2 protein-coding genes are annotated in these 12977 nt (G+C 75.9%); both read left to right on the top strand.

Going from position 1 to position 12977, the window contains the following annotated elements; translation table 11 throughout:
• Positions 1–16: 16 nt before the first annotated feature.
• The gene (locus IEZ00_RS31955; protein WP_189227098.1) at positions 17–9280 is read left to right on the top strand and encodes an SDR family NAD(P)-dependent oxidoreductase; all 9264 of its coding nucleotides are present in this window, start codon (positions 17–19) and stop codon (positions 9278–9280) included.
• A 42-nt stretch (positions 9281–9322) separates the two neighbouring features.
• A partial coding sequence (locus IEZ00_RS31960; protein WP_189227099.1) for an SDR family oxidoreductase occupies positions 9323–12977 on the top strand: 3655 nt, incomplete at its 3' end.

Here is a 12977-nt window from a genome sequence, read left to right on the forward strand (position 1 = left end):
GAAGACGGGAACTCTCATGGCACACACCTGCGGTGACCCGGTCGCCGACACCGACGTCGCCGTGGTCGGCGCGGCGCTGCGGCTGCCCGGCGCGCGGACGATCGACGAGTTCTGGGCCAACCTCGCGCAGGGGCGCTCGCTGATCAGCGAGGTGCCCGAGAAGCGCTGGCGCGCCGCCGACCACGCCGGCGACCCGCGCCGCGACGGCGACAAGACCAGCAGCGTCTGGGGCGGTTTCGTCGCCGACGTGGAGTGCTTCGACGCCGACTTCTTCCGGGTCTCGCCGCGCGAGGCCCGGCTGATGGACCCGCAGCAGCGGATGGCGCTGGAGCTGAGCTGGCACGCCATCGAGGACGCGGGCTACCGCGCGGACCGGCTCGCAGGCTCGCGCACCGGTGTGTTCATGGGCGTGTGCCACTGGGACTACGCCGAGCTGGTCGAGCGGGAGCTCGACACGATCGACGCCTACTACCCGACCGGCGCGGCGTACGCGGTCATCGCCAACCGCGTCTCCCACCACTTCGACTTCCGCGGCCCGAGCGTGGTCAACGACACCGCCTGCGCCAGCTCGCTGGTGTCGGTGCACCAGGCGGTGCAGGCGCTCGTGGCGGGCGACTGCGACCAGGCGCTCGCGGGCGGCGTGAACCTCATCTGGTCGCCCCGGCACTTCATCGCGTTCAGCAAGGCGGGCATGCTCTCCCCGACGGGACGCGCCAAGGTCTTCGACGCGGGGGCGAACGGCTATGTGCGCGGCGAGGGCGGCGGTGTCCTGCTGCTCAAGCGCGCGGCGGACGCGCGCCGCGACGGCGACGCGGTGCACGCGGTCATCAAGGGGGTCGGCACCAACCACGGCGGGCGCACCAGCTCGCTGACGGTGACCAACCCGGACGCGCAGGCGCAGCTGATCGTCGACACCTACCGGCGGGCCGGGATCGACCCGGCCACGGTGGGCTACGTGGAGGCGCACGGGACCGGCACCCCGGTCGGCGACCCGATCGAGGTGCGCGGCCTGAAGAAGGCGTTCGCCGAGCTCGGCGACACCGGCGCCGAGCAGCACTGCGGGATCGGCTCGGTCAAGACGAACATCGGCCACCTCGAAGGCGCCGCGGGCGTCGCGGGCATCCTCAAGGTGATCGCGGCGATGCGCCACCGCCTGCTGCCCGCCACGGTCGGCTTCGAGCGGCTGAACCCGCTGATCACGCTGACCGGCAGCCCGTTCCGCGTCGTCGACCGGCTCTCGGACTGGACCGCGCCGGAGGGGCGGCCGCTGCGCGCCGGGGTCAGCTCGTTCGGGTTCGCGGGCACGAACGCGCACGCCGTGCTGGAGTCGCCGCCGCCCGTCGAACCGACCCCGCCCGCCGACGCGGACCAGTGGCTGCCGGTGTCGGCGATGGACGACGAGCGGCTGCGCGAGACCTGCGCCGGACTCGCGGCGTGGGCCCGCGCGCGGCTGGCCGAGGGCGGGGCGCCGTCCATGGCCGACATCGCGCACACCCTGCGGCACGGCCGGGTGCCGATGCCCTCCCGCGTGGTGTTCCGCGCTCGCGACCTGGGAACCTGGGCCGGGCAGCTGGAGGGCTTCGCGCGGGACGGCGCACTGCCCGAGGGCGGTCTGCGCGGGCACGCCGAACCGGACGGTGAGCTCGTGGGCGGCCTGGACGAGGCCGACCTGGCCGAGTTGGCGGCGCGCTGGGTGGAGCAGGGCCGCGCCGAGAAGTTCGCCCGCGCCTGGGCGCACGGCCTGCCGGTGGACTGGTCGGCCTGGCAGGCCACCGGTCGCCGGGTGCACCTGCCGGGGTACGCCTTCGCGCGCACCCCGTTCTGGTTCCGTCCGCTGGACGCTCCCGAGCCCGGACACCCGTCCCTGGGCGAGGGCCGCGAGGAGGACGGTGGCTGGACGTTCCCGCTGACCTTCCACGCCGGGCAGGACGTCATCCGCGACCACGTCGTGAACGGCACCCCCGTCGTGCCGGGCGTCGCGGTGCTCGGGCTCGTCCTCGCCGCCGCCGAGCGCGTCCGGCCGACCGCCGTGCCGAGCCTGCGCAACGTCGGCTGGGTCCGGCCGCTGGCCGTTCCCGGCGAGCGGCTGGACGTGCGCCTGCGACTGGTCCCCAGCGGCGACGGGGTCGACTTCGCGGTCCTCGACGACGCGGGGAACCGGTACACCACCGGCAGGCTGGAAGCGGGTGGGGCCACCGGTGGGCGCACCGACCCGGCCGGGCTGCGGGCGCGGTTCACCGACCGGCTCGACGTGGACCACGGTTACGCGGCGCTGCGGGCCAGCGGTGTGCTGCACGGACCCGCGCTGCGCGGGCTCGACGAGGTGGCGCGAGGCCCTGAGGGCGTCCTCGCCCGGATCGCGGTGCCCGCGCAGGCCGCGCCGGGGTGGCGGCTGCACCCGGTGGTGCTCGACAGCGCCCTGCAGGCGGTCCTCGCCCTCGGCGCGGACGGGACCGGCTGGCGTCGCCCGACCGCCGCGGCGGTGCCGTTCGCCCTGGACGAGCTGACCCTGCACACCCCGGTCGGCCGGACCTGCTGGGCGGTCGTGCGCGGCGCCGACGACAAGTCCAAAGTGGACATCGACGTGCACGACGAGGACGGCGTGCTGTGCGCCCGGCTGCGCGGCTACACGTCGCGGCCGCTGCCCGCCGCCGCGGCCGAGGGCGACCTCCTGGAGGTGCGCCAGGTCTGGCGGCCCGCGCCCGCTGACGGCACCGGTGCGACCGCGCCGCTGGTGGTGCTGAACGCGGCCCTGGCCGACGCGCACGCCCGGTCCGCCGCGCGGCAGTTGGACGCCGAGGTCCTCCCGCTGCCCCGCACCACCGGACGCCGACCGGCCGAGGCCGCCGGAGCGGTGTTCGACGCCTGCTACCGGCACCTGCGCGCACTGCTCGACCGGCCCGGTCCCGCCGCCCGCACCGTGCTGGTCGTCGCGCCGGGCGCACCGGACGACCCGGTGCACGCCCCGCTGGGCGCGTTGCTGAAGTCGCTGCACAAGGAGAACCCCGCGATCCGTGGCAAGCTCGTGCTCGTCGACGGGCTCGACGCCGACGACGTCGAGGGCTTCGTGTCGCTGGTGCGCGCCGAGGCCGCCGCGGACGGCCCGGAGGTCGCCTACGACCGCTCGGGGCGGCGGCTGGCGCGGCAGAGCGTGGCGCTGACCCCGACCGGCGACGGCGGCGGATCGCTGCTGCGCGACGGCGGCGTGTACTGGATCACCGGCGGCGCGGGCGGCGTGGGCAGGCTGCTCGCCGCGCACCTGTGCGAGCGGCACGGGGCGAGCGTCGTGCTCAGCGGCCGCCGCCCGGCGGGCGCTGAGGTCGAGGCGCTGCGGGAGCGCTACGGCGACCGGATCGACTACCAGCCGGTCGACGTCACCGACGAGGCCGCCGTCCGGGCTGCCGCCGCGGCGATCCGCGAGCGGTTCGGCCGTGTCGACGGGGTGTTCCACGCGGCGGGCGTCCTCGACGACGGCTACCTGGTGGCCACGCCGCCCGAGGCCGCCACCGCGGTGCTCGCGCCCAAGCTCGACGGCACCGCGCACCTCGACGCCGCCTGCCGGGAGCTCGGCGTGGGCTTCCTGCTGCTGTTCGGCTCGGTCGCGGGGGCGTTCGGCAGCGCGGCGCAGACGGGGTACGCGGCGGCGAACGCGTTCCTCGACGCCTACGCCGCGCGGGCCTCGGATTACCCGGTGCGCGTCGTCGACTGGCCGCTGTGGGCCGACGGCGGGATGCGGGTCGACGCCGCGACCGAGGCGTACCTGCGCAAGACGACGGGCACCGTTCCGCTGCCGACCGACGCGGCGCTGGCCGCGCTGGAGCGCGCGCTGCTCGTCGACGCCCCGCCGCAGCGCGTCGTGCTGTACGGGGAGGCGGCGAAGCTGCGCCGCTACGCGGGTCTGACGGCCGATGAGCGGCCCGCGCGGGCCGTGCCCGCCGCCCCTGCGGCCCCGGCGGTGCCCACGGCCCCCGCCCGGCCCGAGGTGGACGACCGGACGTTGGCCGCGCGGACCGAGGAGCACCTGTGCAGGCTGTTCGCCGAGCTGACCGGGCAGGAGCCGGAGCACATCCGGCCCGACCAGAAGCTGGAGCGCTACGGCATCGACTCGCTCATCGCCGTGGACGTGACGAGCAGGCTCGAAGACGACTTCGGCTCGCTGCCCAAGACGCTGTTCTTCGAGCACGTCGACCTGCGGGGCGTGGCCGGGTACCTGCTCGCCGAGCACCGGGAGCGCGTGCGGGAGCTGTTCGGCGCGGCCGACCAGCCGCAACCCCAGCCGAAAACGGAGCCGCAGCCCCAGCCGCAGCCCCAGTCGCGAACCGAGCCGCGGCCCGAGCCCGAGGCGCGGCCCGAGCCGGTCGCGGTCGTCGGGACGCCGCGCCCGGCGCGGATCGCCGACCGGCCACGTGACGGGCGGGACACCCACGACATCGCCGTGATCGGCATGGCGGGCCGCTATCCGGGGGCCGACACGCTCGCCGAGTTCTGGGAGCTGCTCAGCGAGGGGCGGCACAGCTTCGAGCCGGTGCCGCCGCAGCGGTGGCGCCACGACCACCTGTACTTCGACGAGCGCGACGTGCCGGGCAAGACCGTCGTCAGGACCGGGACGTTCCTGCGGGACATCGACGCCTTCGACCCGCGCTACTTCTCGATCTCCCAGCGCCAGGCCGAGCTGATGTCGCCGGAGGTGCGGCTGCTGCTGCAGGCGGGGGTGACGGCGCTGGAGGACGCGGGCTACTCGCGGGAGACGATCCAGCGGCGCTACCAGGGCGACGTCGGCGTGCTCGTCGGTTCGATGAACAACAGCTACTCGCTCTACGGCTTCGAGAACATGCTCCTGCGCGGGACGTCCACCAGCGGCAGCGAGACCGGCGTGTTCGCCAACATGCTGTCCTACTTCTACGGCTTCACCGGGCCGTCGATGTTCCTGGACACGATGTGCGCGTCGTCGTCGACCTGCGTGCACGTGGCCGTGCGGATGCTGCGCGCGGGGGAGTGCCGGATGGCGGTCGTCGGCGGCATCAACCTGATGCTGCACCCCTACGACCTGATCGCGACCTCGCAGGCGCACTTCACCAGCAAGTCAGCGGAGGTCCTGCGCAGCTACGGCCTGGGCACCGACGGCACCGTGCTCGGCGAGGGCGTCGGGATGGTGGTGCTCAAACCGCTGGCCGACGCGGTGGCCGACGGCGACCACGTGTACGGCGTGATCCGGGGCACCGGCGCGACCAACGCGGGCGTGCGCAACGGGTTCACCGTGCCCAGCCCGGCGCAGCAGGCCCGCGCCATCGAGAAGGCCCTCGACGACGCGGGGGTGGACGCCCGCACGATCAGCTACCTGGAGGGCCACGGCTCGGCGACCTCGCTGGGCGATCCGATCGAGATCAAGGGCGCGACGACGGCCTTCCGCAGGCACACCGCCGACCGGGGTTTCTGCGCCCTGGGCTCGGTGAAGTCCAACGTGGCGCACCTGCTGTCCGGGTCGGGGATCGTCGGGTTGACCAAGGTGCTGCTGCAGCTGAAGCACCGCACGCTGGTGGAGTCGCTGCACTCGGAGACGCTCAACCCCGCCATCGACTTCGCCGAGACCCCCTTCGTGGTCCAGCGCGAGCGCGCGCCCTGGTCGCGCCCGGTGATCGACGGGCGGGAGGTGCCCCGGCGGGCGGGCGTCACGTCGATCGGCGCGGGCGGCGCCAACGTGCACATCGTCGTCGAGGAGCACGACGCCGCGGTCGTCGGCGCGCCGGAGTCGGGACGACCGCGCCTGCTGGTGTTCTCCGCGACCACACCGCAGGCGCTCGGGCGGGTGCTGCGCGACGCCCACGCCCACGTGCTGGCCGAGCGGCCGGGCCTGGACGCGCTCGCGTTCACGCTGCAGACCGGCAGGAACGAGCTGCCGTGCAGGCTGGCGTTCGTCGCCGAGGACGCGGCTGCGGCCGCGACCGGGCTGGCGCGGCTGGCGGAGCTGGACTGGACCGGCGAGGTCGAGGTGCCCGACGGCGTCCGCTTCACCGCCAACACCATGGCCGTCCACCGGGCACCGGACGCGGCGACCGTGGCGCGCGCGCTGGCCGACGCGGATCTGCCCGCGCTGGCCGACTGCTGGACCCTGGGCGCGGCGGTGGACTGGGACGTCCTCTGGCCGCCCGCCGAGCGCCCGGCGAAGCTCTCGCTGCCCCCTTACCCGTTCGAGAAGGTGCGGTGCTGGTACCCCGCCTTCGACGACGCGCCGAGCGTGCTCGACCCGATCGCGTTCGCGCGGCGGGAGCACCCGTGGGTCGGGGTCAACCGGTCGGACCTGACCGGCATCCGCTACCGGCTCGTGCCGCGCGGCGACGAGCTGCTCGACTACGTCTACTCGGTGCGGCGCGAACGCCGGTACGCCACCGCCGCGCTCGTGGACGGCGCGCTCGCCTTCGCCGAGCTGGCGGGCCTCGACGGCGGGCCGTGGGCGGTCCGGGACGCGCGGTGGGGCGCGCTGCCCGCTCCCGACGCGGCCCAGCCGCTGGACTGGCGACTGGGCACGCGGGGCTCCGCGCACCACGTGGAGCTGCGCGCCGCCGACGGCACCGCGCTGTTCAGCGCCGAGCTGGTGCCCGCTTCCGAGGTGGGGGGCGGGACCGAGCCCGCGGTGACCGCGCCCCCGTCGCTGGACCGGGACGCCTTCTACGCCCGGCTCGCCGGCCTCGGCGTGGACCCCCGGCCGTACGCGAAGGTGGTCGAGGGCGTCGCGGAGGTCGGCGGCAGGCTCCTCGTGCACGTCGCCGAGCCCGCGACCTGCCAGGACCCAGGGAAGCGGAACGTCCGCATCCCGGCTCGGGTGTTCATCGGGCTCGTGCAGGGCGTGCAGCACCTGTGCGCGGACGCCGACGTCACGATCCGGCGGCTCGGTTCGGCGGTCGGCCGGGACCTCGACCGCACGCGCGCCCTCCTGCTGGAGCGCACCGGGGACGCGGTCTTCGCCGTCCGCCTGCTCGACGGGACCGGCCGGGTGCTCGGCCTGCTCACCGACGCCGACTTCGGCGCGACGCCGGACGCCCCGGACGCCGGGCGGCCCGGCGACGGCGGCCGGGACCGGCTGACGGGCGTGGTCCGGGAGGCGGTCGCCGAACTGCTCGGGACCGGCGTGGCCGAGGTCGACCTGGACACGCACTTCCCCGCCCTCGGCTTCGAGTCGATCACGCTGGCCTCGCTGGCGGCGGAACTGGGCGCCCGGCTGGGGATCGACCTGCGGCCCTCGGTGTTCTTCGAGTTCCCCAACATCCGCGGTCTGGTCGGCAAGCTGGCCGAGCAGGCAGGCCAGGCCGAGACCTCGGCGTCCCCCGCGTTCACGGCCGCCGCGCCCGCCGCGCTCCCCGCGCCGCCCGCTCCGGAGGAGCAGGCCGGTGACGACGGCGCCGTGGCGATCATCGGCGTCGCGGGCCGCTTCCCCGGCGCGGACGACCCGGACGCCTTCTGGGAACGGCTGCGCTCCGGCGACGACCTGGTCTCGCGCTACCCCGGCGACCGCTTCGACGACCGCTACGCCGAGGTCGTGGCGGGCGCGGACTTCCCGAAGTTCGCCGGACTGCTCGACGGCGTCGACCGGTTCGACGCGGACTTCTTCGCCGTGTCGCGGCTGGAGGCGGAGCTGATGGACCCGCAGCAGCGGCTGGCGCTGGAAACCGTGTGGACGGCGCTGGAGGACGCGGGCTACCCGCCCACCCGGCTGCCCGCCGACACCGGCGTCTTCTTCGGGGTGTCCGGGCACGACTACCACCACCTGCTCAACGCCAGCGGGGTGGCGCCCGAGGGCTACACCGCGACCGGCAACTCCCACGCCGTGCTCGCCAACCGCATCTCGTTCCTGCTCGACGTGCGCGGACCGAGCGAGCCGATCGACACCGCCTGCTCCAGCTCGCTCGTCGCGCTGCACCGCGCGGTGGAGGCCATCCGCTCCGGGCGCTGCGCCATGGCCGTCGCGGGCGGGGTGAACCTCCTGCTCAGCGTCGACACCTTCGCCGCGACGCAGGCGGCCGGGATGCTCAGCCCGGACGGCCGGTGCAAGCCCTTCTCGGCCGCCGCCGACGGCTACGTCCGCGCCGAGGGCGCCGCGGCGGTGCTGCTCAAGCCACTGGCGGCCGCCCTGCGCGACGGCGACGCGATCCGGGGCGTCGTCCTGGGCAGCGCCGAGAACCACGGCGGCCGGGCCGCATCGCTCACCGCGCCCAACGCGGCGGCGCAGGCGGAGGTCGTCCGGGCGGCGATGCGGGGCATCGACCCGGACACCGTCGGCTACGTCGAGGCGCACGGCACCGGCACCGCGCTGGGCGACCCGGTCGAGGTCGACGCGCTGGCCACCGCCTACCGGCAGCTGGGCGGCTCGCCGGACCGGGTCCGCGCGCTCGGTTCGGTGAAGGCCAACATGGGCCACGCGGAGGCGGCGGCTGGCCTGGCGGGCGTGCTGAAGGTGCTGCAGCAGATGCGCCACCGCGAACTGCTGCCCGTGCTGCACTGCGACCGGCTCAACCCGCAGCTGGCGCTGGACGGCAGCGGGTTCGAGGTGGTGCGCGAGCCGCGCCGCTGGGAGCCGGTGACCGACGGCGCCGGGCGCGAGCTGCCGCTGCGCGCCGGGGTCAGCAGCTTCGGCTTCGGTGGCGTCAACGCGCACGTCGTCCTCGAAGCGCCGCCCGCGCGCCCCGAACCCGAGCCGGTCCACGGCTCCCAAGTGATCGTGTTGTCCGCGCGCGACGCCGATCGCCTGCGCGCCAGGGCGGAAGCGCTGCGCGACTTCCTCGTGCGCGCCCTCGCCGGAGGCAGGCCGCCGTCGCTCGCGGACCTCGCGTTCACGCTCCAGGTGGGCCGCGAGGAGATGGAGCACCGCCTCGGCTTCGTCGCCGACAGCGTCGAGGACGTCGTCGCCGGGCTCGGCGCGTTCCTCTCCGGGACGGGCCGCCGCGGGCTGCGCACCGGCGGGCTGCGCCGCAGTCGCGGCGCGGCCGTGCGCCGGGACCGCACGCCGGAGGCGGAGGCGGTGGCCGCGGTGCGCGACGGCGACCTCGACCGCGTCGCCGCGCTGTGGTGCGAGGGCCGCGTGGTCGGGTGGTCGGACCTGCACCGGTCCGGCGACCGCCGGATCGTGCCGCTGCCCGCGTACCCGTTCGCGCGCGAGCGCTACTGGGTGCCCGAGACGCCCGCACCCGCACCCGCGCTCCGCTCCTTCGACGTGGACGCGCGTGCCGCGCTGCTCGAAGCGGTCCTGGCCGACCGGGAGAGCCCCGATGCGCTCAACGGTGTCTGAGGCCGTCCCCCGCCCTCGCTCGTCCCTGGAAGGAGTTCTCCCGTGACCCGCAGCATCCTGCGCGTGCCCGTGTGGCGCGGCGAACCGGCGGTCGCGGCCGACCCACCGGCCGGTGCCCGGCGGCTGATCATGGTGTGCGACCTGCCCGCCGACGCCGTCCGCGAGCGGTTGCCGGGCATCTCCCTCGCCGAGGCGCACACCGGCGGCGACGACCCGGCCACCGCCTACGAGCGGGCCGCGGTCCGGCTGTTCGGCGAGCTCAAGCGGCTGCTGTCGACGGGGGCGGGCCGCCCGCGCGTGGTCCAGGTCGCCTGTCGAGCGGGCGCGGTGCACTCCGGTCTGCTCGGCCTGCTGCGCACCGCCGCCCAGGAGGACCCCGGCCTGCGCGGACAGCTCATCGAGTTCACCCACGACCCGTCGGACGACGAGCTCGCCGCCGTGCTGGCCGCCGAGGCGGGTGGGGACCGCGAGCACGTGCGCTACACCCCGGTGGGCCGCGAGGTCCCGCACTGGGAGCCCGCCGCGCCCGGCCGCGCGGAGCCCGTGTGGCGGGCCGGCGGCGTCTACCTGGTCAGCGGCGGGGCGGGCGGGATCGGCAGGCTGCTCGTCGAGGACGTGGCGCGCCACGCGCCGGACGCGGTCGTGGTCCGGTTCGGCCGGTCGCCGCGCGCCGACGGCCCCGGCGAGTACCGCAGCGTCGACATCACCGACGCGGCGGCGGTGCGCGGGCTGGTCGAAGACGTCCTGCGCGCGCACGGGCGGCTCGACGGCGTCGTGCACGCGGCGGGAGTGCTGCGCGACGACTACCTGATCAACGCTTCGTACCAGGACTTCCTGCGGGTGCTCGCGCCGAAGGTCGCCGGTGCGGTCCACCTCGACGAGGCCACTCGCGACGTGCCGCTCGACTTCTTCGCCGCGTTCTCCGCGGCCGCGGGCGCGCTGGGCAACGCGGGCCAGGGCGGCTACGCCGCGGCCAACGGGTTCCTGGACGCCTACCTGGGCCACCGCGCCGCTCTCGTCGCCGGTGGCGCGCGGCACGGCGCGAGCGTCTCGCTGGGCTGGCCGCTGTGGCGGGACGGCGGCATGCGCGCCCCCGACGAGGAGCTCCCCGCGCTCGTCGACCGGTTCGGCCCGCCGCTGGCGACCGGGGCCGCGCTGAGCGCACTGCACGAGGCGATCGAGCTCGGTGCCGCCCACGTGGTGATCACCGGGGAAGGGGACGGGATGACCGGCAGCTCCGCCCGCGCGGCAGACCTCCGCGCCGGGGTGCTCGTGCGGTTGAAGGAGCTGGTGGCCGAGGCGACGCGGCTCGACGTCGACCGCCTCGACGCGGCCGCGCCGCTGGACGGCTACGGCATCGACTCGCTCACCGTGACCCGTCTGAACCGGCAGTTCGCGCGGTGGTTCGGCGCGCTGCCCAAGACGGTGCTCTACCAGCACCCGACGCTCGGCGAGCTGGCGGACCACCTCGTCGAGCGGTTCCCCGAGGACTGCGCCCGCTGGCTCGACGACACGCCCGCCGCCCCGGCACCGGCACCCGTCCCGGCACCCGTGCCCGCCCCGGCACCCGTGGTCACGGCTCCCGCGCGACCGCGTCCGGACGCGGCGGGCGAACCCATCGCCATCATCGGCATCAGCGGCCGCTACCCGGACGCGCCGACGCTGGAGGCGTTCTGGGCCAACCTGCGCGCGGGTCGGGACAGCGTGCGCGAGGTGCCCGCGCGGCGGTGGTCGCTGGACGGCTTCTACGAACCCGACCCGCAGCGCGCCGTGGAAGCGGGCACCAGCTACAGCAAGTGGGGCGGGTTCCTCGACGACTTCGCCCGGTTCGACGCGGCCTTCTTCGGCATCGCGCCGCGCGACGCGGCCGACATCGACCCGCAGGAGCGGCTCTTCCTCGAAGTGGTGTGGTCCGCGCTCGAGGACGCGGGCTACACGCGGGCTCGGCTGGCCGAGCGGCACGGCGGCCGGGTCGGCGTCTTCGCGGGGGTGACCAAGACCGGCTTCGACCGCAACCGCCCGCCCGAGGTGAGCGGGCCGCGCCGCGCGCCGCGCACGTCGTTCGCCTCGCTGGCCAACCGGGTCTCCTACCTGCTGGACCTGCGCGGCCCGAGCCTGCCGGTGGACACCATGTGCTCGGCCTCGCTGACCGCGATCCACGAGGCGTGCGAGCACCTGCGGCACGGCGCCTGCGAGCTCGCCATCGCGGGCGGGGTGAACCTCTACCTGCACCCCTCGACCTACGTCGAGCTGAGCCGGGCGCGGATGCTCTCCACCGACGGGCGCTGCCGCAGCTTCGGCGCGGGCGGCGACGGTTTCGTCCCCGGCGAGGGCGTCGGCGCGGTGCTGCTCAAGCCACTGGCCGCCGCCGAAGCCGACGGGGACCCGATCCACGCGGTGATCCTGGGCTCCGCGATCAACCACGGCGGCCGCACCAACGGCTACACCGTGCCCAACCCGAAGGCCCAGGCCGCGGTCGTGCGCGCCGCGCTGGACAGCGCGGGGCTGGGCGCGGGCGACATCGGCTACGTCGAGGCGCACGGCACCGGCACCCGCCTCGGCGACCCGATCGAGGTCGACGGCCTGACCGAGGCGTTCGCGCCGGACGCGCCCGCGCCGGGCTCGTGCGCGCTGGGCTCGGTCAAGTCCAACATCGGCCACCTGGAGGCGGCGGCGGGCATCGCCGGGCTGACCAAGGTGGTGCTGCAGCTGGAGCACGGCGAGATCACGCCGACCCTGCACGCGGAGCCGACCAACCCGGACATCGACTTCGCCGCGACACCGTTCACCCCGAGCCCGCGCGGCGGCCCGTGGCCGCGCCCGGCGGGCGGCCGCCGGATCGCCGGGATCTCCTCGTTCGGCGCGGGTGGCGCCAACGCGCACGTGATCGTCGCCGAGCACCTGCGCGACGACGTCGCGGCCACCCCGCCGCGGCACCCGCTGCTGCTGCCGCTGTCCGCGCGGACGGAGCAGGACCTGCGCGCCCGCGCCGCCGGGCTGGCCGACTGGCTCGACGGTCGGCCGGAGCCGGACCTGGCGGCCGTCGCGGCGACGCTGCAGACCGGCCGCGAGGCCATGGACGAGCGGCTGTGCTTCGTGGCGAGCAGCGCGCGGGAGTGGCGCGAGCAGCTGCGCGCGTTCCTCGCCGACCCCGACGCCGACGGGCCGTGGTGGCGGGGCCGGGTGCGGGCGAGCCGGGAGACCCTCGACGCGCTGGCGGGCAAGGCCGGGTTGCGCGCGCTCGTCGCGCAGTGGGTCGAGGCGGGGGAGTGGGGCGAGCTGGCCGCGTTCTGGGCCAAGGGCACGCCCCTGGACTGGTCCCAGGTCAACGGCGGGGCCCCGACCAGGCGCGTGCACCTGCCCGGCTACCCCTTCGCGGGCCCCGAGTTCTGGTTCGAGCCCGCCGAGCACGAGACCCCGACCGCGTCACCCGCGCCCGCCGGGCGGCGTGCCGAGGAGGTGGACGCCGAGCGCGTCCTGCTCACCGAGCTCGCGGACATCCTGCAGATGCCCGCCGGTGACATCGAGCGGCACCGGCCCTTCGCCGACTACGGGCTCGACTCGATCCTCGGGGTGAGCCTGGTGCACCGCCTCAACGAGGCGCTGGGCACCGACCTGGAGACCACGGACCTGTTCGACCACGGCACCCTCGACCGCCTCGGCGCGTTCCTCGCCGATGCCCGCCCGGCCGCAGGCC

This window comes from Saccharothrix coeruleofusca, from assembly GCF_014648515.1.
GTDB classification, from domain to species: domain Bacteria; phylum Actinomycetota; class Actinomycetes; order Mycobacteriales; family Pseudonocardiaceae; genus Actinosynnema; species Actinosynnema coeruleofuscum.

Bases quoted from the DNA above. Each gene is read 5' to 3' on its own strand.
- IEZ00_RS31955 (WP_189227098.1), top strand. From the start codon at position 17: ATGGCACACACCTGCGGTGACCCGGTCGCCGACACCGACGTCGCCGTG.